This window comes from Streptomyces sp. NPDC006193 (assembly GCF_040613915.1).
Lineage (GTDB): Bacteria > Actinomycetota > Actinomycetes > Streptomycetales > Streptomycetaceae > Streptomyces.
Map to the genome: position 1 here is coordinate 72,308 of NZ_JBEXTB010000027.1, position 19,912 is coordinate 92,219.

Below are 19,912 nucleotides of genomic sequence, written 5' to 3' on the forward strand. Positions count from 1 at the left end.
GCTTCCGCCGCGGCGGCGCGGCGGAAGCTCACCTGTAGAGGAGGTACTGCCCGCGGATGCGCCGGAAGGCGGCCAGCTCCTCCTGCCAGGCGCCGGTGACCTCGTCCGTGCCGGCACCCGCGTCGATCATCGTGCGCACCCGGGCGGAACCGGTGAGCTTGTCGATCCAGTGGTCCGGCCGCCAGGCGAAGCCGTCCCACACCCGGCGGGCCGTCACCAGCAGCGCGATCCCGGTGCGCACCGGGTCGTAGGCGGCCCGGTCGTGGACGTGGATCTGCACCCCGCCGACGGTCCTGCCCTGGAACTTGGAGAACGTGGGCGTGAAGTACGCCTCCCGGAACCGCACGCCCGGCAGTCCGAGGCCGTTCACGGCGGCGGCCCAGCGCCCGTCGAGGCCCTCGGCGCCGAGCAGTTCGAACGGCCGGGTGGTGCCCCGCCCCTCGGAGAGGTTGGTGCCCTCGAACATGCAGGTCCCGGAGTACACCAGGGCCGTGTCCGGAGTCGGCATGTTGGGGCTCGGCGGCACCCAGGGCAGGCCGGTGGCGTCGTAGAACCGGCTGCGCCGCCATCCGGTCATCGCCACCGTCTCCAGGGGCACGGGCGCGGTCAGGAACTCCCCGTTGAACAGGCGGGCCAGCTCCGCGACGGTCATGCCGTGCGCCTGCGCGACCGGCTGCCGGCCGACGAAGGTGGCGAACTCCCTGTGCAGCACGGGACCCAGGGCCGCACGGCCGGTCACCGGGTTGGGGCGGTCCAGGACCACGAAGCGTTTCCCGGCGAGCTGGGCCGCCTCCATGCAGTCGTACAGCGTCCAGATGTACGTGTAGAAGCGGGCGCCCACGTCCTGGACGTCGAAGACGACGGTGTCGACGCCGGAGGCGGTGAAGACGTCGGCGAGCTGCCGCCCGCTCTTCAGGTAGGTGTCGTACACGGGCAGTCCGGTCGCCGGGTCGTCGTGGCGGCCCTCGGAGCCGCCCGCCTGCGCGGTGCCGCGGAAGCCGTGTTCCGGGCCGAAGACCGCGGTCAGCCGCACCCGGGGGTCGGCGTGCATGACGTCGACGACGTGCCGGGCGTCGCGGGTGACGCCCGTGGGGTTGGTGACGATGCCGCAGCTTAGGCCGTCGAGCGCCGCGTAGCCGTCGGCGGCGAGCCGTTCGAAGCCGGTGCGCAGGCGCTCGCCGTGCGGGAGCCGGGCGGGCAGGGCTGTGGTCGTCGCCGATGCGAGAAGGGTGCGCCGGGACAGGTGCATGGGGGTCCTCCGGTGGGTGGGCACGGGCGGGCCGTTCGGGGTGCTCGCGCAGTTCCCCGCGCTCCTTGAGGCTGGAGCGGTTCCCCTTCCTTCACACATACCGACCGGTTAGTCTGGCCCCGGTCGGAGCCGGAGCGCAGCCGCGCCGGAGTCGTGTCGAGGAGACCGAGGATGGAAGCCGTGCAGGATGCGGGAGTGGTCGTCACCGGAGCGGGCGGCGGGATCGGGGCCGCGCTGGCCCGGCGCTTCGCCGCCGCCGGAGCCCGGGTCGTGGTGAACGACCTGGACGCCGGGAAGGCGAAGGCGGTCGCCGACGAGATCGGCGGGATCGCCCTGCCCGGCGACGCCTCCGCGGTCGTCGCCCCGGCCCGCGAGGCGCTCGGCGGCACGGTGGACGTCTACTGCGCCAACGCGGGCGTCGCCTTCGAGGACGGCGACCTGGCCGGGACGCCGGACGAGACGACCTGGGCGGCCTCCTGGGACGTCAACCTGATGGCCCACGTCCGTGCGGCGCACGCGCTGCTGCCGGACTGGCTCCGCAGGGGCGGCGGCCGGTTCGTGTCGACCGTGTCGGCCGCCGGACTGCTCACCATGATCGGCGCCCCGTCGTACAGCGTGACGAAGCACGGCGCCTACGCCTTCGCCGAGTGGCTGTCCCTGACCTACCGCCACCGGGGGGTCAAGGTCCACGCCATCTGCCCGCAGGGCGTCCGCACCGACATGCTGGCCGCCACCGGCAGCGCGGGCGACCTGGTGCTGCGGCCGACCGCGATCGAACCGGAGGACGTGGCCGAGGCGCTGTTCCGGGGCATCGAGGAGGACCGTTTCCTCATCCTGCCGCACCCCGAGGTCGCCGGTTTCTACCAGCTCCGGGCCGGCGACCCCGACCGGTGGCTCGCGCACATGAACCGCCTGCAGCAGAAGTGGGAGGAAGCCCGGTGAGCGCCCGCCCCGGCCGGCGCCGCTGACCGCGACCGGCGTACCTCCCGCCCGGCGGCGCGCGGGGCAGTCGCCGGCGCGGGGGTCGGCTACCGTGGCCGGACGGGCACGGCGTGCACCGGTCCCGTCCGGGCGCCGGTGCGGCATCCGGACCGGCCCGCCGGGCCCCGGCACGCGGAGACCGGCCGCCCGGAGGGACCCGGGGCGGGGGAGGTCCCGCCCGATCCGTCCCGGACGGCGAGTGGGAAGATCCTCCGTCGGGAACAGCGTTCCCCGGAGACGACCACGACCAGCAGCAGACCGGAAAGGCGGGTGGCGGCAGTGCCCAGGACGACGGACGGAGACGGGACGCCCGTCCCGCAGCGGCTGCTGGCCGCCGCCACCCGGCTCTTCGCCGAGCAGGGCTACGACCGCACCTCCGTGCAGGAGATCGTGGAGGCGGCCGGCGTCACCAAGGGCGCGCTCTACCACTACTTCGGCTCCAAGGACGACCTGCTGCACGAGGTGTACGCACGCGTGCTGCGCGTCCAGCAGGAGCGGCTGGACCACTTCGCCGGGATGGACGCGCCCGTGGAGAAGCGGCTCAGGGACGCGGCGGCCGACGTGGTCGTCACGACGATCGAGAACCTCGACGACGCGTCGATCTTCTTCCGGTCCATGCACCACCTGAGCCCGGAGAAGAACAAGCAGGTCCGAGCCGAGCGCCGGCGCTACCACGAGCGTTTCCGCGCGCTCGTCGAGGAGGGCCAGGAAGCCGGGGTCTTCTCCACCGCGACCCCGGCCGACCTGGTCGTGGACTACCACTTCGGCTCGGTCCACCACCTGTCGACGTGGTACCGCCCCGACGGCCCGCTGACCCCCCAGCAGGTCGCCGACCACCTCGCCGACCTGCTGCTGCGGGCGCTGCGCCCGTGAGGGGGCGGCCCGCCCGGCGGGCCGCCCCGCCCGTCACCGGTACCGCTTCAGCTCCCTGCGCGCCAGCGACCGCTGGTGCACCTCGTCCGGGCCGTCGGCGAGCATCAGGGTGCGGGCGCTCGCGTACAGCTCGGCCAGCGGGAGGTCCTGGCTCACCCCGCCCGCCCCGTGGAGCTGGATCGCCCGGTCCAGGATGCCGACCACCGCGCGCGGAGTGGCGATCTTGATGGCCTGGATCTCCGTGTGCGCGCCCTTGTTGCCCACGGTGTCCATCAGCCAGGCCGTCTTCAGCACCAGCAGCCGCAGCTGCTCCACGGTGACCCGGGCGTCCGCGATCCAGTTCTGGACCACGCCCTGCTGGGCCAGCGCCTTGCCGAACGCGGTCCGGGAGACGGCCCGCCGGCACATCAGCTCGATCGCCCGCTCCGCCATGCCGATCAGCCGCATGCAGTGGTGGATCCGGCCGGGGCCGAGCCGGGCCTGGGCGATGGCGAAGCCGCCGCCCTCCTCGCCGACGAGGTTCGCCACCGGCACGCGCGCGTGGTCGAACACCACCTCGGCGTGGCCGCCGTGGGAGTGGTCCTCGTAGCCGAAGACCCGCATCGCGCGGCGCACCGTGACGCCCGGCGTGTCGCGCGGGACCAGGACCATGGATTGCTGACGGCGGATGTCCGCCCCGTCCGGATCCGTCTTGCCCATCACGATGAAGATCCTGCAGTCCGGGTTCATCGCCCCGGAGATGTACCACTTGCGGCCGGTGACGACGTACTCGTCGCCGTCCCGCTCGATGCGCGTGGTGATGTTCGTGGCGTCCGAGGAGGCCACCTCCGGCTCGGTCATGGCGAACGCCGAGCGGATCTCGCCGGCCAGCAGCGGCTCCAGCCACTGCTTCTTCTGCTGCTCGGTGCCGAACTGTGCCAGCACCTCCATGTTCCCGGTGTCCGGCGCGGCGCAGTTCGTCGCGACGGGCGCGAGGTGCGGGGAGCGGCCGGTGATCTCGGCGAGCGGCGCGTACTGGAGGTTCGTCAGCCCGGCGCCGTACTCGGCGTCCGGCAGGAACAGGTTCCACAGGCCCTGCCTGCGCGCCTCGGCCTTCAGCTCCCCGACGACGGCCGGGGTGTCCCACGGCGAGGCGAGCGCGGCCCGCTGCTCCTCGGCGACCGCCTCGGCCGGGTGGACGTGCTCGTCCATGAAGGCCAGAAGCCTGGCGCGCAGTTCCTCGGTGCGCGCGTCGAACGTGAAGTCCATCTCAGCTCAGCCTTCCTGAAGGGTCGTCAGTCCGTGGTCGATGAAGACGGGCACGAGTTCGCCGATGCGGTCGAAACCGCGGCCGACCGTCCGGCCGAGGGTGTACCGGTAGTGGATGCCCTCCAGGATCACGGCGAGTTTGAACCAGGCGAACGCCGTGTACCAGGAGACGGCGGTGACGCCGCGCCCCGAGCGCGCGGCGTACCGCTCGACCAGCTCCTGCGGCGAGGGGTGCCCGGGCGCCTCGGCGGTCGTGGAGACGGGGGAGTCCGGCATGCCGAGCGGCCGGCTGTACATCACCAGCAGCCCGAGGTCGGTGAGCGGGTCGCCGAGCGTGGACATCTCCCAGTCGAGGACCGCCCGGATCCGGTCGTCGTCCCCGATGAGGACGTTGTCCAGGCGGTAGTCGCCGTGCACCACCGCCGGGGCGGGGGAGGCGGGCAGGGCGCGCCCGAGGGCCGCGTGCAGTTCGTCGATGCCGGGCAGGTCGCGGTTGCGGGAGGCGTCCAGCTGCTTGCCCCAGCGCCGCAGCTGCCGGTCCAGGAACCCCTCCGGGCGGCCGAAGTCGGCGAGTCCGACCTCGGCGGGATCGACGGCGTGCAGCTCCACCAGCGTGTCCACCAGGGACAGCACCGCGTCGCGGGTGCGCTCCGCGCCGAGCGGGGCGAGCTGCTGGGCGGTGCGGTACGGGGTGCCCTCGACGAACTCCATGACGTAGAACGGCGCGCCGAGCACCTCCTCGTCCTCGCACAGCAGCACCGGCCGCGGCACCGGCACCCGGGTCGGGTGCAGGGCGCTGATCACCCGGTGCTCGCGCCGCATGTCGTGCGCGGTGGCCAGCACATGGCCGAGCGGGGGACGCCGGACCACCCACCGGGCGGCGCCGTCGGAGAGCGCGTAGGTGAGGTTCGACCGTCCGCCCTCGATCAGCCGTCCGGTCAGCGGACCGTTCACCAGACCGGGGCGCTCGCGGTCGAGCAGGGCGCGCAGCCGGTCCAGGTCGAGTCCGGGCGGGTGGTCGGCGCTCATACATCACTCCTGTGAACGGGAGAACACGACCCCCTCATGATGCCGACCGGTCGGTATGTCGTCCAGTGCCGCGGCGGGAGCGCGGCGGACGTGACCGGAGCCACGGGTAGGTCCGCCGGCCCCGGCCCGGGGACCACCGGCCGAGGCGCCGGCGGACCTAGAGGACCAGTGCGACGGCGCAGACCGCCGTCGCCACCGCGCACAGCACCGCCGCCGCGGCCTGGCGCCCGGCGAGCACGGGCGGCCGGGTCCCGGCGGACAGGGCGCGGATGCGGCGGTGCGCCACGCCCAGGAAGCCCAGCCACAGCCCGCAGCACACCGCGCCCAGCACGATCCCCTCGGCGGACGCGCCGCCGTGCAGCGCCGTCCGCACGGCGAGCACGGCGGCCACGGTGGCCGACAGGGTCGTACGGCGCCAGGCCAGCCGGGTGCGTTCGGGCTGCAGCCCCGGGTCCCGGCCCGCCGCCCGCGCCCCCGCCGTCACCCGTCCCATCCGGTCAGCACCACCACGACCATCGCCACGGCCACCACCGCCACGACCAGGCTGAGCAGCGCCGGGAACCGGGACGCGGGCAGGTTCTCGCCGCGCCGCATCGCCCGCTCGCAGCGCACCCAGTGGTCCACCGCCCGCAGGGAGCACAGCGCACCGGCCCCGAGCAGCGCGAGCGCGAGTCCGACCCGCCACGCCCAGCGCAGGTCCGGCAGGAACTGGTCCACCGCGAAGCCGCCGCCGATCAGCGCGAGCGCGGTCCGCAGCCAGGCGAGGAACGTGCGCTCGTTGGCCAGCGAGAACCGGTAGTCGGGCGTGCCGCCCTCATTCCGCACCCGCTCCGGCGCGAACCACAGCCGGATGTTCCGTACGAACTCGATCACGCGGCCGACCCTACCGGCGGCTCATCCGCCGGCACGGAACGCCTTCAGCCGCCGGTACGCCGCGAGCCCGTCCGGCACCCACTCCCACTCGCCGAGCCGCCGCTCCACCTCCTCCTCGGGCAGGAAGCCGTGCCACTGGACCTCCTCCGCCTGGGGCCGCACGGGTGCGTCGCAGCGCACCTCGTACACCGCCGACCACCAGCTGTTGCCGGCGCCGTCGTCGTACAGGAACTTGAAGAGGTACACCGGCTGCGGCAGCCCGCTGACGCCCAGCTCCTCCCCGGCCTCCCGCAGCGCCGCCTCGTCGTAGGACTCGCCCGCGCCGACGACACCGCCGACGAACATGTCGTACAAGGAGGGGTACACCAGCTTGGTGGCCGTGCGCCGGTGCACGAACAGCCGTCCGGCCGCGTCCCGGGCCTGGACGAACACACAGCGGTGGCGCAGCCCGCGTGCGTACGCCTCGCCGCGCGGGGACCGCCCGACGACCCGGTCGTTCTCGTCGACGATGTCCAGGATCTCGTCAGCAGGGTTCATGCCCGTATCCAAGCAGGGCGGCCCCGGCGCCGCCGAAGGTCCCGGGCCGGCCGCCCGGCACCCGCCGGGCCGCACGGCATCGCCGGGTGCAGCCCGAGCAGCACGATGCCCGCCACCACGGCCGCGAGCCCGGCCGCCTCCCAGGCCAGCGCCCAGGTTCCGGTGCGCAGCCGGTCGCCGAGGAAGCCCACCCCGCACAGCATCCCGGCGAGCGGCTCGGCCGCGGTGAGCGCGGGCAGCGACATGCGCAGCGGCGCCGTCTCGAACGCGCTCTGCACCAGGACCAGCCCGCTGACCGCGCACAGCACGACCCCGTAGGGCTCCCACCCCGTGAACAGCTCGGTCAGGCCGCCCTCGGCGAAGCGCGTGCCGCTCACCCGGGTCAGCGCGTCCTGCACCCCGTACAGCAGCCCCGCCGCCAGGGCCAGCAGCACCGGGCCCCGGCCGAGCGGTGAGCGCTTGGCGTACGCGGTGAGGACCAGCGCCGCGCCCACCACGACCCCGATGATCAGCCAGTGCCGCAGCGGACCGGTGTCCGCGCTGCCCGGCCGCGGCTCGCCCGCCACGAGGAACGCGCTGACACCGCCCGCGAGCAGCAGCAGACCGGCCCAGCCCTGACGGCCCAGGGGCTGTCCGGTCCGGTGCCGGGAGAGGGCGAGCGCGAACAGCAGGTTGGTCGCGAGCAGCGGCTCCACCACGGAGATCTCGCCCCTGCCGAGGGCGAGCGCGCCCAGCACCATGCCGCCCGCCCAGCCAGCGCGGCACCCGCATCAGGTCGAGCAGCAGCCGGAAGGAGAGGAAGTCGCCGAGCGGCGCCTCCCGCGCCGCGTCCTGCTGGAGTACGAAGCCGAAACCCAGGCAGCAGGCCGCGCTCACGGAGAGGAGGAGAACCGAAACCGACATGCTGTGCACCTCGTGTACCTCGATCGTCCGGCCGGACCGCGGGCGGGGCAGTGGCCGACTGCGGCGCTCCCGGAGCGGGCGGCGCGCCGAGAACGCCCGGAACCGGGCGGTCGACTCGCCATGGTCCGGGGCGGAGGGCTCCCGCGCCATGGCGCACGCCACAGCGGTCCGGCGCGCCCGCCGCGGCACGCCGTGGCATACGCCACAGGAATGTGTGCCGGCCGGGTGCGACGGGCCGGTCCGACCTGCGCCGATCCCGCCAAGTCCCTTGTCGATCAAGGATGTTGGAGCAGACGGCGTCCGCGTCCGGCTTGACGCAAGTCCTGGCGGGGGGTTTGCTGTGCGTGATCGGTTGATGGCAGCCCGAGAAACAGGAACCCGCGGTGCCCCCTCTCCCGCCTGCGCTCGGCGCTCGCCGTGCGCCCACGGACCCGCCCGGCGCCCCCTCCGGCGGCGACCGCGCTGCCTACGACGACGCCCTCGACGACGCGGAGCTGCGCACCGCGCGCGCCGCGCTGGCCCAGGGCCGCCGGCAGGCCGCCCGCTCCCTGCTGGTGCACACCGGCGACGACTGGGACCGCCGCGGCCACCGCCTGACGGTGCTCGCCCGCGACCCCTGCGCCACCGCCCGGGCGAGCGACTGGCTGGCCGCCGAACCGGACTCCGCCGACGCGACCGCCCTGCTCGCGCTGTCCCTGGTCCACGGCGCCCTGCGCGGGCAGGAGGACCCCGGCCGGGCCCGCGAGGCCTGCGACACGGCCGCCGCGCTCGCCCCCGCCGACCCCACCCCCTGGCTCGGCCGGCTGCTCCTCGCCCGCGCCGGCGCCCCCGAGGAGGAACTGCTCGGCGCCTTCGCCGAGGTGCGCCGCCGCCACCCCGAGCACCACCACGCCCACCACCTGCTCGTCGCCGGCCTCGCCGAACGCCCCGCCGGCCGCAGGCCCGAGGCCCACGAGGTGTACGACCTCGCCGAGCAGGCCGCCGCCGAGGCCCCCGCCGACTCGCCGCTGGCCGTCCTGCCGGTCGTCGCGTACGCGGAGCGGTACCGGGTCCTGGCCGCCACCGGCCTGACCCCGGCCGACCCGGCCGCCTCGGGGCACTGGTCCGGGCCGCGGGCCCGACGCCTCCTGCGCTCCTCCTTCGACTGGTGGCTGGAGTGGGAGCACGAGGAGCACCCGCGCCACCACGTCGACCTCAACCACCTCGCCTTCGCCCTGTCCTGCGCCGGCCGCCCGGCCGAGGCCGCCGCCCTGTTCCGGCGCATCGGCCGGTACGCCACACCGGCGCCCTGGTCCTACGCGCACCGCGATCCCCTGGCGGCCTTCCACGCGGCCCGCGCCCGCGCCTTCGCGCACTGAGCGACGGGCGTCCGGCAGGCACGGGAAGACACCCCGTCCCGGCACGCATGGGAAGACGCCCCGCCCGGCACGCATGGGAAGACACCCCGCCCGGCACGCACGGGACAACGCCCCGTCCCGGCACGCACGGGACAACGCCCCGCCCGGCAGGCACGGGAAGACACCCCGCCCGGCACGCACGGGACAACGCCCCGTCCCGGCACGCACGGGAAGACGCCCCGCCCGGAAGACACCCCGCCCGGCACGCACCGGAGGCGCCGCAGGAGGGCGCCGGCGCGATCCGTGATCCCGATCCCTGGCCCCGCACACCCGTCGAGTGCTCGAATGGGCACGTGAACCCCGAACGACCCGACGAACAGGACGGCCGGCCGGTCGGCCGCCGCGTCCTCCTCGGCACCCTCGGCCTCGGCGCCTTCGGCGTGCTCGCCGCCCCGGCGCTGCAGCGCGGCCTGGACGGCTTCCTCGGCGGCGTCGCCGGCCGGGACCCCACCGGCCTGACCGGGCTGCTGCCGGGGGGCGGCGGCTTCCGCTACTACTCCGTCGCCGCCTCGGTCCCGCACCGGACGGCGGCGGACTACCGCCTCACCGTCGACGGCCTGGTCGACCGCCCGCGCAGCTACACCCTCGCCGACCTGCGCGCCCTGCCGCAGACCCGGCTGGTCAGGGACGTCCAGTGCGTCACCGGCTGGCGGGTCCCCGGCACCCCCTTCGAGGGCGTGCGCCTGGCCCACCTCCTGGACGCCGCCGGGGTGCGCTCCTCCGCCACGGCCCTGCGCTTCACCTGCTTCGACGGCGCCTACAGCGAGAGCCTCACCCTCGCCCAGGCCCGCCGCCCCGACGTCCTGGTCGCCCTGCGCATGCAGGACGGGGACATCGGCCACGACCACGGCGGCCCGGTCCGCCTCTACGTGGCGCCGATGTACTTCTACAAGTCCGCCAAGTGGCTCTCCGGCATCACGGTCACCGACCGCGTCCGGCCCGGATACTGGGAGACGCGCGGCTACGACGTCGACGCCTGGGTCGGCCGCTCGAACGGACGGACCGATGAGCCCACGAGCTGACACCGCCGCCCGGCCGGGCGCCCGCGTACGCCGCTTCACCCGCGCCGAACGCTGGGTGCACCGCGGCACGGCCGCGCTGATGGGCGTCTGCGTGCTGACGGCCGCCCTCCTGTACATCCCGCAGCTGGCGGTCCTGGTCGGCCGCCGCGCGCTGGTCGTCCGCGTCCACGAGTGCGCGGGCCTCGCCCTGCCGGCGCCCGTCGCGCTGGGCCTGGCCTCCCGTGCCTTCCGGGCCGACCTGGGGTTCCTCAACCGCTTCGGCCCGCACGACAGGGCCTGGCTGCGCGCCGTCCTGCGCCGCGACGGGCGGCCGGGGTTTCGTCCCGCGGGCAAGTTCAACGCCGGGCAGAAGATCTACGCCGCCTGGATCGCCGGGGCGACCCTCGTCATGCTCGGCACGGGCCTGATGATGTGGTTCACCCACCTCACCCCGCTGATGTGGCGCACGTCGGCCACCTTCGTGCACGACTGGCTGGCCCTGACCGTCGGCGTGGTCCTGGCCGGCCACATCGGCATGGCGCTGGCGGACCCGGAGGCGCGCGCCGGGCTGCGGACCGGGACGGTGACCCGGCAGTGGGCGGAGCGCGAACACCCGCTCTGGCGCCCGTAGTCCCGCCCCGGCGCCCGTAGTCCCGCCCCGGCGCCCGCGGCGGGGCACGGCCGGGGGAACGCCGCCGGCGGCGCGACGGCGGCCGCCCTCGCAAGACGGCCGCCGTCCGCCCCCTAGATGACCAGGGACAGCAGCAGGACCAGCCCCCCGGCGACCACGGAGATGATCGTCTCCATCACCGACCAGGTCTTCACCGTCTGCCCGACCGTCAGCCCGAAGTACTCCTTGACCAGCCAGAAACCGGCGTCGTTGACATGGCTGAAGAACAGCGAGCCGGCGCCGACGGCGAGGACGAGCAGGGCCGCGTGCGTGGTCGACATGTCGGCCGCGAGCGGCGCGACCAGACCGGCCGCGGAGACGGTGGCGACCGTCGCCGAGCCGGTCGCCAGACGGATCGCCACCGCGATCAGCCAGGCCAGCAGCAGCGCCGGGACCGACCAGTCCTCGGAGATCTCCAGGATCATCCGGCCCACGCCGGAGTCGATCAGCGTCTGTTTGAAACCGCCGCCCGCGCCGACGATCAGCAGGATGCCGGCGATGGGCGCCAGCCCCTTCTCGACCGTCTGCTGCAGCCGGCCGCGGGTGAACCCGGCCGGCCGGCCGAGCGTGAAGAACGCGACGAGCACGGCCGCCAGCAGGGCGATCAGCGGGGAGCCGACGACGTCGAAGACGCGCTGCGTCCGGTTCGCCGGATCGTCGACGACGATGTCCACCAGGGCCTTGGCCAGCATCAGCGCCACCGGCAGCAGCACCGTCGCGAGCGTCGCGCCGAAGCCCGGCCGGCGCTCCGGCTCCTGCGCGGTGCGCTGCGGCAGCATCCGGTCGGGCGCGGGGACGTCCACCCAGCGGGCCGCGACCTTCGAGAACACCGGACCGGCGATGATCACCGTCGGGACGGCCACCACGATGCCCAGCGCCAGCGTCACCCCCAGGTCGGCCCCGACCGCGTCGATCGCGACCAGCGGGCCGGGGTGCGGGGGTATGAGGCCGTGCATGACGGACAGCCCGGCGAGCGCGGGGACGCCGATGCGCATCAGGGAGTAGTGGCCGCGCTGGGCGACCATCAGCACCACCGGGATCAGCAGCACGATGCCGACCTCGAAGAACAGCGGCAGACCGATCACGGAGGCGATCAGCACCATCGCCCAGGGCATGGCGCGTCCCCCGGCCCGGGCGAGGATCGTGTCCACGATCTCGTCGGCGCCCCCGGAGTCCGCGAGCAGCTTGCCGAGGACCGCACCGAGCGCGATCAGGACGCCGACGCCGGCCACGGTGCTGCCGAGCCCGGTGGTGAAGCTGGCGATGGCCTTGTCGAGCGGCGCCCCGGCGACCGCCCCGAGCGCCAGCGACCCGATGGTCAGCGCCAGGAAGGCATGGAGCTTGAACTTGGTGATGAGCAGGACGATCACGGCGATGCCCACCAGGACGGCGATGCCCAGCTGGGCGTGTCCGGCGGAGGTGATCGGCGGAGGCGCGTCCGCTGCCAGCATCTCGACGCTGAGTCTGGTCACGGGGGTTCCCTTGCGGTGACGGGGGGTCTTGTGGGGGGCGCTACTTCGAGCCGCCCGTGATGCCGGGAAGCGCTTCGAGGGCCCGCACGGCACGTTCGACGATCTCCTCGGGGCCGCCGCCGACGTCCACGGCGACGCCCCTCTCGTCCGCCTCCAGCGGCTGCAGGGCGGCGAACTGGGAGTCCAGCAGCGCGGTCGGCATGAAGTGCCCCCGCCGCCGGGACATCCGGTCCTCGATCAGCTGCCGGTCGCCCGTGAGGTGCAGGAACACGATCCCCGGGGCCACGGCCCGCAGCCGGTCGCGGTAGGAGCGCTTCAGGGCCGAGCTGCTGACCACCCCGCCCAGTCCGGCCCGCCCGTGCGCCCAGTGCCCGATGGCCTCGAGCCACGGCCACCGGTCGGCGTCGTCGAGCGGGATCCCGGCCGACATCTTGTCGATGTTGGCCTGCGGGTGGAAGTCGTCGCCCTCGGCGTACGGGACGCCCAGCCGCGCGGCGAGCAAGGGACCGATGGTGGTCTTGCCCGTCCCCGCGACGCCCATCACGACGACGACCTGGGGGGTACGCATCACTGCCTCGCTGTCCTCCTCGACATCCGACGCCACTGCGGCGTCGCCACACTGAAACCCATTAGGTACGACGAATTCAAGAGTCTGTGACATATAAGTCTGACTTTTTGGCTCCGTGAAGCAGGCCGTACGCTGAGTGCATGAGCACACCGGGCCGGGGGCTGCACGGCCGCGTACTGGACTCCCTCGGCCCCGCGATCACCGCGGGTGAGTACCCGCCGGGGAGCGTGCTGCGCACCGACGAACTGGCCCAGCACTTCGAGGTCTCCCGCTCCGTCATGCGCGAGGCGGTCCGCGTGCTCGAGTCCATGCACCTGGTCGAGTCCCGCCGCCGGGTGGGCGTGACGGTCCGCCCGAAGGCCGAGTGGAACGTCTACGACCCCCAGGTCATCCGCTGGCGCCTCGCGGGCGCCGACCGCCCGCACCAGCTGCGCTCCCTGACCGTGCTGCGTTCCGCGGTCGAACCCGCCGCCGCGGGCCTCGCCGCGCAGCACGCCACGGCCGCGCAGTGCGCCGAGCTCACCGAGTGCGCCCTCGGCATGGTGGCCACCTCGCGCGGCCACCGGCTCAAGGAGTACCTGGTCCACGACATCGCCTTCCACCGGGTGATCCTCACCGCCTCGGGCAACGAGATGTTCGCCCGCCTCGGCGACGTCGTCGCGGAGGTGCTGGCCGGCCGCACCCACCACGAGGTCATGTTCGAGGACCCCGACCCGGCGGCCGTGACCCTGCACGTACAGGTGGCGGAGGCGGTCCGCGCGCGCGACGCCGTCCGCGCCGAGGAGCTGACCAGGCAGATCACCGTGGGCGCCCTGCAGGAGCTGGACATCCTGGCGCCCTAGCCGCCACGGCCGCCCGTCCGCCGCGGCCGCCGGACGAAGCGACGCCTGCGGGGGCGTCCGGACCGGCAGGCCCGCGAGGGGGCCGCCGAAGGGCTACCCGTCCAGGAAGTCGCCGTCCACGTACACCCACGCCCCGGCCACCCGCTCGAACCGGCTCCGCTCGTGCAGCGAGCCGCCCCGGTAGGAGGCGCGGAAGGTCACCGTGCCCGTCGTGTGGAAGGCGGAGCCGTCGGTGGTGTCCAGGATCTCCAGCCCCGTCCACCGCACCCGCGGATCGAGGTCCAGCCGCTCCGGCCGGGTCCGCGGGTGCCACGTGCGCAGCAGGTACTCCGCGTCCCCCAGGACGAACGCGCTGTACCGCGACCGCATCAGCGACTCGGCCGTCGGCGCCGCGGACGGGCCGGCGGGCGCGCCCCCGGCCGGGTCCGCCGGCCGGGGCGGGCGGTGGTGGCGGCCGCAGCAGGCCTCGTAGGACCGGGGGAGCCCGCAGGGGCAGGAACGCGAGGTCATGGCCCCATTCTGCCCGCATCAGGGGAGGCGCCGGCCTCCGGCGGGGTGCACAGTGGAAGGGGCGGACCGGCGCGCCCCGGCACAGCACAGGGAGGAGGGGCGGAAACGATGACCCTACCCGCGAGCAGCCGTCCTTCGGCCGTCAAGGAATGGCGGCTGAGCCTGTACCTGTCCGAGCACGACCCGGCCACCACGGCCAGGATCGTCCTGGACACCGGCGACAGCGTCCTGGAGAGCCACGCGGAGGCCCGCCGCAGCCCCGGTGACCGGGCGGTGCCCGAGATCGGCGACGAACTCGCCGCCGGGCGCGCGCTCATCGCCCTGGGCCGCACCCTGCTGCGCGCCGCCGACGGCGACATGAGGGCGACCGGAGCGGCCGGGACACAGGCCCCGGAGCCGCTCTGGCCGCCCCGGGACTGAGGGGCGCGCCGTGCTCTTCGCGGACCGCACCGAGGCCGGCCGGCGGCTCGGCGCCCGCCTGCGGCACCTCGGCGGCCGGGACGTCGTGGTGCTGGGACTGCCCCGCGGCGGGGTGCCGGTCGCAGCGGAGGTCGCCGACGCCCTCGACGCGCCCCTGGACGTCTGCCTGGTGCGCAAGCTCGGCGTGCCCGGCCGGCCGGAGCTCGGCATGGGCGCGATCGGCGAGGACGGGGTGCGGGTCGTCAGCCAGGAGGTGCTGCACCACACCGGCGTCGGCCGGGCCGCCCTGGACCGGGTCGAGGCGCACGAGCGGGCGGAGCTCGACCGGCGGGCGGCCCGCTACCGGCGCGAGCACGCGCCCGTCCCGGTCGCCGGCCGGACCGCCGTGGTGGTCGACGACGGCGTGGCCACCGGATCCACCGCGCGGGCGGCCTGCCGGATCGCCCGGGCGCGGGGGGCGGCGCGGATCGTGCTGGCGGTTCCCGTGGCCCCGCGGGACGTCGCCCGGCGGCTCGGCGGGGACGCCGACGAACTGGTGTGCCTCGCCACCCCGGCCGGCTTCTACGCGGTCGGCCAGTTCTACGGCGACTTCACCCAGGTCGAGGACGAGGAGGTCACCGCCTGCCTGCGGCGGGCGGCCGCCCGCCGCCACCGCGCCGGCGGCCCGGACCGTGAGGTCGAGCCGGTGGCCGGCGGCGTACGGCTGCGCGGCCGGCTCACTCTGCCGGAGGGCGCCGCCGGGGTCGTCGCCTTCGCCCACGGCAGCGGCAGCAGCCGGCACAGCCCGCGCAACCGGTACGTGGCCGGGGGACTGAACCGGGCCGGACTCGGCACCCTGCTGTTCGACCTGCTCACCGAGGACGAGGAGCACGACCGCGCGAAGGTGTTCGACATCGCGCTGCTGGCCGGGCGGCTGGCCGGCGCCACCGCGTGGCTGCGCGGCCAGCCCGGCGTCGCGGGACTCGCCGTCGGCTACTTCGGCGCCAGCACCGGCGCCGCCGCCGCCCTGTGGGCCGCCGCCGAACCGCCGGCGCGCCCCGCCGCGGTTGTCTCCCGCGGCGGCCGTCCCGACCTCGCGGGGCCGCGGCTGCCCGCGGTGACCGCGCCCACCCTGCTCGTCGTGGGCGGCGCGGACCCGCTGGCCCTGGACCTGAACCGGGAGGCGCAGTCCCGGCTCCGGTGCGAGAACCGGCTGGAGATCGTCCCCGGTGCCACGCACCTGTTCGAGGAGCCGGGGGCGCTGCAACGGGTGACCGAGCTGGCCCGCGACTGGTTCACGGACCACATGGCACCCGCGCACGTGTAGCCGGGACCGCCCCGAGGGAGACCGGAACGCCGGGCCCGGTGGAGGGCGCGGCCGGCCGGGCCGCACCCCGCGGGTCAGTCCCGGCCGCGCTTGCAAAGGAACCGGCGCAGCCGGGGCAGCGGCCAGGTGTTGATCACGTCGTCCCGGGTGAGCCAGCCGCGCTGCGCGGTGCCCACGCCCCACCCCAACTGCCCGAGGTGCGGCACCGAGTGCGCGTCGGTGTTCACGGCGAACCTCACCCCGTGGGACCTTGCCCGCAGGATGTCCTCGTCGCACAGGTCGAGCCGGTCCGGCTGGGCGTTGACCTCCAGCGCGGTGCCGGTGCGGGCGCAGGCGGCGAACACCTCGTCCCAGTCGGCGTCCACCCCCGGCCGCCTGCCGATCAGCCGGGCCGTCGGATGCCCGATGACATTGACGTACGGGTTCTCGCAGGCCCGCACCAGCCGGCGCGTCATCGCCTCCCGGCCCAGGCCGAAGTGCGAGTGCAGCGAGGCCACGCACAGGTCGAACCCGGCGAGGAACGCCTCCGGCCAGTCCACCTCGCCCTCGGGGCCGATGTTCAGCTCGGTGCCGTGCAGCAGCCGCATGCCGCGCCGCACACCGTCCAGCTCCCGCAGCCGCTCGCGCTGGGTGAGCGCCTTCTCCCCGGTCATCCGCTGCATGGACAGGTCCGGGGCGTGATCGGTGACCGCGTAGTACGCGTAACCGCGCTCGGCGGCGGCCCGCACCATCACCTCCAGCGGGGCCAGACCGTCCGTGAGGTCGGTGTGGGTGTGCAGGTCGCCCCGGACGTCCCGCTCGGTCACCACCGCGGGCAGCTCCCCGCGCAGCGCCGCCGCGATCTCCCCGCGGTCCTCCCGCAGCGTCGGCGGGATCCACGGCAGCCCCAGCCGCGCGTACACCTCCTCCTCGGTGCGGGAGGCCACCGCGTCCCCGCTCGCGGTGTCGAACAGGCCGTACTCGGACAGCCTCAGCCCCTGGCGCACGGCGAGGGTCCGGGTGCGGATGTTGTGCCCCTTGGACCCGGTGAAGTACTGCAGTCCGGCGCCCCACGACCGCGGCGGCAGCACCCGCAGATCGACCTGGAGCCCCTCGCCGGTGCGCACCGACGTCTTTTTCGTGCCCCGCGCGACGACCTCCGCGGTGACCGGCAGCCCGCACAGCGCCTCCATGAACGGCTCCGACCGCTCCGCCGCCACCAGCACGTCCAGGTCCCCGACGGTCTCCCGCATCCGGCGCAGCGAACCGGCGTACGCGCAGCGCTCGCAGCCGGCGACCGCGGACAGCCCGGCGACGATCTCCTCGGCGACGGCCAGGGCCGCGGGGAGCGGCACCCGGCCGCCCGCCCGCCGCAGCAGCTCGATGCCGTGCCGGATGTTCTCCTGCGTCCTCTCGCCGAAGCCCCGCAGACCGGTCAGCGCGTCCGCGTCGATCGCCGCGGCCAGCTCGTCGACCGAGGCGATGTGCAGGTCCTCGTAGAGCCGCAGGGCCTTCTTCGGTCCCAGGGTCGGTACGGCGATCAGCTCGCGCACTCCGGCGGGCATCTGCGCCCGGCGCTCGTCCACCATGGCGATCCGGCCGGTGCGCAGATACTCGGCCACCTTCCCGGCGATCGACCGGCCCACGTTCGGGATCTCCCGCAGTCCGGCGGCGTCCAGCGTGGAGATGTCCGCCGGATGGCCGCCGATCGCACGCGCCGCCTTCTCGTAGGCGCGCACCTTGAAGGCGTCGCCTCCCGTGATCGCGACGAGTTCGGCGTACTCCCGCAGGAGCGCCTCGACCTCCTCGTTGGGCCGGGCCACGCCTCAAGTCTAGGGAGCCGCCCCGGCGCGGGCACGCGAAAGGCCCCCGCGCGAACGCGGGGGCCTGCGCCGGTGTCCGAGGGGGGACTTGAACCCCCACGCCCGATAAAGGGCACTAGCACCTCAAGCTAGCGCGTCTGCCATTCCGCCACCCGGACAAGGTGTCTGTCGTGCGGGCTCTCCCCTCGCGGGGCTGCCTCGCGGCGACGAAGGAAACATTACCAGGCTTTCCGGGGTGGCCGATCACCCCCCGCCTCCCGCGCCGGCCGCACGTGAACGGGGTGTGACGGGCCGGGACCGGTCTTGGGCCCGGAGCGCGGCCGGGGAGAGGATGAGGGGGACCACCAGCAGTGACAGCGGGAGGAAGCAGCGTGAGCGAGACGGACACGGCCGGGCGCGTCACCGGCGAGGACGAGGTCGTGGACCTCTGCCGCGAGCTGATCCGGTTCGACACCAGCAACTACGGCGACCACTCCGGCCCCGGCGAGCGCCGGGCCGCCGAGTGGGTCGCCGAGAAGCTCGCCGAGGTGGGGCTGGAGCCGGAGATCTACGAGTCGCACCCCGGGCGCGCCTCGACGGTGGCCCGCATCGAGGGCGAGGACCCCTCCCGGCCGGCCCTGCTGATCCACGGCCACCTCGACGTCGTACCGGCCAACGCCGACGACTGGACCCACCACCCGTTCTCCGGAGAGGTCGCCGACGGGTGCGTGTGGGGGCGCGGGGCCGTCGACATGAAGGACATGGACGCGATGACGCTGGCGGTCGTCCGCGACCGGCTGCGCAGCGGGCGCCGGCCGCCGCGGGACGTCGTCGTCGCCTTCCTGGCCGACGAGGAGGCGGGCGGCACCTACGGCGCCCGCTACCTGGTGGACCGCCACCCGGAGCTGTTCGAGGGCGTCACCGAGGCGATCAGCGAGGTCGGCGGCTTCTCCTTCACCGTGAACGAGCAGCGGCGGCTGTACCTGATCCAGACGGCCGAGAAGGGCATGCACTGGATGAAGCTGACCGTGGCCGGGACCGCCGGGCACGGGTCGATGATCCACCGCGACAACGCCATCACCGAGCTGTCCGAGGCCGTCGCCCGGGTCGGCCGGCACACGTTCCCGGTGCGGGTCACCAAGACCACCCGGGCCTTCCTCGACGAACTGGGCGACGCGCTCGGCACCGAGCTGGACCCGGAGGACATGGAGGCCACGCTCGCCAAGCTCGGCGGCATCGCCAAGCTGATCGGCGCGACCCTGCGCAACACCGCCAACCCCACCCAGCTGAACGCCGGCTACAAGGTCAACGTCATCCCGGGCGAGGCCACCGCCCACATCGACGGACGGTTCCTGCCGGGATACGAGGAGGAGTTCCTCGGCGACCTCGACCGGCTGCTCGGCCCGCGCGTGCGCCGCGAGGACGTGCACTCCGACAAGGCGCTGGAGACCGGTTTCGACGGCGCCCTGGTGGAGGCGATGCAGTCCGCGCTGCTCGCCGAGGACCCGACCGCCAAGGCCATCCCGTACATGCTGTCCGGCGGCACCGACGCCAAGTCCTTCGACGACCTCGGCATCCGCGGTTTCGGTTTCGCCCCGCTGAAGCTGCCGCCGGAGCTGGACTTCGCCGGGATGTTCCACGGTGTGGACGAGCGGGTGCCGGTGGACGGGCTCCGGTTCGGCGTCCGGGTGCTCGACCGCTTCCTCGACGCGTCCTGAGCCTCGGCCCTCCGGCAATCGGTCAGCCGTACGAGATCGAATGAGAAGGGTGAATGCGACGATAGGTTCGTAGCTTCATCAGCTCCCCCTCGTTACAGGTGATGCGATCCCGCACCTTGGGATCGCATTGCCAATGAGGAGGAACAATGATCAAGAAGGTCGTCGCCGCCGCGGCTGCCACCGGTGGGCTGGTTCTCGCGGGCGCGGGCCTCGCCGTCGCCGATTCCGGCGCCGAGGGCGCCGCCGTGGGCTCCCCGGGCGTGGTCTCCGGCAACGTCGTCCAGGTGCCGGTGCACGTTCCGGTGAACGTCTGCGGCAACACGGTCGACGTGATCGGGCTCCTGAACCCCGCCTTCGGCAACAGCTGCGTCAACAAGTGACCCCCGCTCCCTGAGGGGCGACCGTCACCAGCCGCCGGCCCCGGAGCGCGCCACGCGCTCCGGGGCCCTCGGCCACGGGGCGGCGGAGACACCGACGGTGCGGGAGCGCCCGGTGCGCGGGCTGCGGCTGGAGTTCGGGGTGGGCGTGGTACGG

Annotated in this window: 20 protein-coding genes, 1 tRNA gene and 1 pseudogene; 10 read left to right on the top strand and 12 right to left on the bottom strand. The window is 74.5% G+C overall.

Features of this window, described 5'->3' with window-relative positions:
- Positions 1-28: 28 nt before the first annotated feature.
- Positions 29-1,249 (bottom strand): DUF1343 domain-containing protein, encoded by a 1,221-nt coding sequence (locus ABZ261_RS22820; protein WP_356861958.1) that lies wholly within the window; start codon positions 1,247-1,249, stop codon positions 29-31.
- Positions 1,250-1,420: 171 nt separating this feature from the next.
- Between ABZ261_RS22820 and ABZ261_RS22825 the strand changes: the two genes are divergently transcribed.
- Both ABZ261_RS22825 and ABZ261_RS22830 read left to right on the top strand, forming a co-directional pair.
- A complete protein-coding gene (locus ABZ261_RS22825; RefSeq protein ID WP_356861960.1) occupies positions 1,421-2,191 on the top strand; it encodes an SDR family oxidoreductase in 771 nt (256 codons plus the stop codon).
- A 318-nt stretch (positions 2,192-2,509) separates the two neighbouring features.
- Entirely contained in the window at positions 2,510-3,103 is a 594-nt protein-coding gene (locus ABZ261_RS22830; protein ID WP_356861962.1) for a TetR/AcrR family transcriptional regulator, read from the top strand.
- A gap of 33 nt (positions 3,104-3,136) precedes the next feature.
- On the opposite strand, the gene ABZ261_RS22835 is transcribed toward ABZ261_RS22830, so the two are convergent.
- The 6 genes and pseudogenes from ABZ261_RS22835 to ABZ261_RS22860 form a co-directional block, all read right to left on the bottom strand.
- Positions 3,137-4,351 (bottom strand): acyl-CoA dehydrogenase family protein, encoded by a 1,215-nt coding sequence (locus ABZ261_RS22835; protein ID WP_356861964.1) that lies wholly within the window; start codon positions 4,349-4,351, stop codon positions 3,137-3,139.
- A 6-nt stretch (positions 4,352-4,357) separates the two neighbouring features.
- Entirely contained in the window at positions 4,358-5,380 is a 1,023-nt protein-coding gene (locus ABZ261_RS22840) for a phosphotransferase family protein (protein WP_356861966.1), read from the bottom strand.
- 157 nt (positions 5,381-5,537) lie between these two features.
- A complete protein-coding gene (locus ABZ261_RS22845; protein ID WP_356861968.1) occupies positions 5,538-5,873 on the bottom strand; it encodes a DUF202 domain-containing protein in 336 nt (111 codons plus the stop codon).
- The gene (locus ABZ261_RS22850; protein WP_356861970.1) at positions 5,861-6,253 is read right to left on the bottom strand and encodes a DUF202 domain-containing protein; all 393 of its coding nucleotides are present in this window, start codon (positions 6,251-6,253) and stop codon (positions 5,861-5,863) included. Before ABZ261_RS22850 ends, ABZ261_RS22845 begins: the two co-directional genes overlap by 13 nt.
- Before the next feature lie 21 nt (positions 6,254-6,274).
- Positions 6,275-6,790, bottom strand: coding sequence for an NUDIX domain-containing protein (locus ABZ261_RS22855; RefSeq protein WP_356861972.1), 516 nt, complete (start codon positions 6,788-6,790; stop codon positions 6,275-6,277).
- Positions 6,787-7,693, bottom strand: a pseudogene (locus tag ABZ261_RS22860) (DMT family transporter). The gene ABZ261_RS22855 and the pseudogene ABZ261_RS22860 overlap by 4 nt, the downstream one beginning before the upstream one ends.
- A 383-nt stretch (positions 7,694-8,076) precedes the next feature.
- Between ABZ261_RS22860 and ABZ261_RS22865 the strand changes: the two are divergent.
- From ABZ261_RS22865 to ABZ261_RS22875, 3 genes are all read left to right on the top strand, one after another.
- Positions 8,077-9,051, top strand: coding sequence for a hypothetical protein (locus ABZ261_RS22865; RefSeq protein ID WP_356861974.1), 975 nt, complete (start codon positions 8,077-8,079; stop codon positions 9,049-9,051).
- 332 nt (positions 9,052-9,383) lie between these two features.
- The gene (locus ABZ261_RS22870; RefSeq protein ID WP_356861976.1) at positions 9,384-10,112 is read left to right on the top strand and encodes a molybdopterin-dependent oxidoreductase; all 729 of its coding nucleotides are present in this window, start codon (positions 9,384-9,386) and stop codon (positions 10,110-10,112) included.
- Positions 10,096-10,722, top strand: coding sequence for a cytochrome b/b6 domain-containing protein (locus tag ABZ261_RS22875; RefSeq protein WP_356861978.1), 627 nt, complete (start codon positions 10,096-10,098; stop codon positions 10,720-10,722). Before ABZ261_RS22870 ends, ABZ261_RS22875 begins: the two co-directional genes overlap by 17 nt.
- A 113-nt stretch (positions 10,723-10,835) precedes the next feature.
- On the opposite strand, the gene ABZ261_RS22880 is transcribed toward ABZ261_RS22875, so the two are convergent.
- Both ABZ261_RS22880 and ABZ261_RS22885 read right to left on the bottom strand, forming a co-directional pair.
- Complete coding sequence (locus ABZ261_RS22880) at positions 10,836-12,233, bottom strand: gluconate:H+ symporter (RefSeq protein WP_356861980.1); 1,398 nt, start codon at positions 12,231-12,233, stop codon at positions 10,836-10,838.
- A gap of 40 nt (positions 12,234-12,273) precedes the next feature.
- On the bottom strand, positions 12,274-12,801 hold the full coding sequence (locus tag ABZ261_RS22885; protein ID WP_356861981.1) for a gluconokinase: 528 nt from the start codon (positions 12,799-12,801) through the stop codon (positions 12,274-12,276).
- A 140-nt stretch (positions 12,802-12,941) separates the two neighbouring features.
- On the opposite strand from ABZ261_RS22885, the gene ABZ261_RS22890 reads away from it, so the two are divergent.
- Positions 12,942-13,643 carry an FCD domain-containing protein gene (locus ABZ261_RS22890; RefSeq protein WP_356861983.1) on the top strand — a complete coding sequence of 234 codons (702 nt, stop codon included), beginning with the start codon at positions 12,942-12,944 and terminating at the stop codon, positions 13,641-13,643.
- A gap of 93 nt (positions 13,644-13,736) precedes the next feature.
- Here ABZ261_RS22890 and ABZ261_RS22895 read toward each other — a convergent pair whose 3' ends face one another.
- Positions 13,737-14,153 (bottom strand): YchJ family metal-binding protein, encoded by a 417-nt coding sequence (locus ABZ261_RS22895; protein WP_356861985.1) that lies wholly within the window; start codon positions 14,151-14,153, stop codon positions 13,737-13,739.
- A gap of 108 nt (positions 14,154-14,261) precedes the next feature.
- Here ABZ261_RS22895 and ABZ261_RS22900 point away from each other — a divergent pair, with 108 nt between their 5' ends.
- Together ABZ261_RS22900 and ABZ261_RS22905 are read left to right on the top strand one after the other, a co-directional pair.
- Complete coding sequence (locus ABZ261_RS22900) at positions 14,262-14,573, top strand: dsRBD fold-containing protein (protein WP_356861987.1); 312 nt, start codon at positions 14,262-14,264, stop codon at positions 14,571-14,573.
- Between the two features lie 10 nt (positions 14,574-14,583).
- Positions 14,584-15,879, top strand: a complete 1,296-nt coding sequence (locus tag ABZ261_RS22905; protein WP_356861989.1) for a phosphoribosyltransferase family protein — start codon at positions 14,584-14,586, stop codon at positions 15,877-15,879.
- Positions 15,880-15,953: 74 nt separating this feature from the next.
- Here ABZ261_RS22905 and polX read toward each other — a convergent pair whose 3' ends face one another.
- Together polX and ABZ261_RS22915 are read right to left on the bottom strand one after the other, a co-directional pair.
- Complete coding sequence (gene polX, locus ABZ261_RS22910; protein ID WP_356861991.1) at positions 15,954-17,681, bottom strand: DNA polymerase/3'-5' exonuclease PolX; 1,728 nt, start codon at positions 17,679-17,681, stop codon at positions 15,954-15,956.
- A 73-nt stretch (positions 17,682-17,754) separates the two neighbouring features.
- Positions 17,755-17,839, bottom strand: a tRNA-Leu gene (locus ABZ261_RS22915).
- 213 nt (positions 17,840-18,052) lie between these two features.
- On the opposite strand from ABZ261_RS22915, the gene ABZ261_RS22920 reads away from it, so the two are divergent.
- Both ABZ261_RS22920 and chpH read left to right on the top strand, forming a co-directional pair.
- On the top strand, positions 18,053-19,378 hold the full coding sequence (locus ABZ261_RS22920) for a M20/M25/M40 family metallo-hydrolase (RefSeq protein ID WP_356861993.1): 1,326 nt from the start codon (positions 18,053-18,055) through the stop codon (positions 19,376-19,378).
- 146 nt (positions 19,379-19,524) lie between these two features.
- Positions 19,525-19,758, top strand: coding sequence for a chaplin ChpH (gene chpH, locus ABZ261_RS22925; protein ID WP_356861995.1), 234 nt, complete (start codon positions 19,525-19,527; stop codon positions 19,756-19,758).
- Positions 19,759-19,912 lie beyond the last annotated feature (154 nt).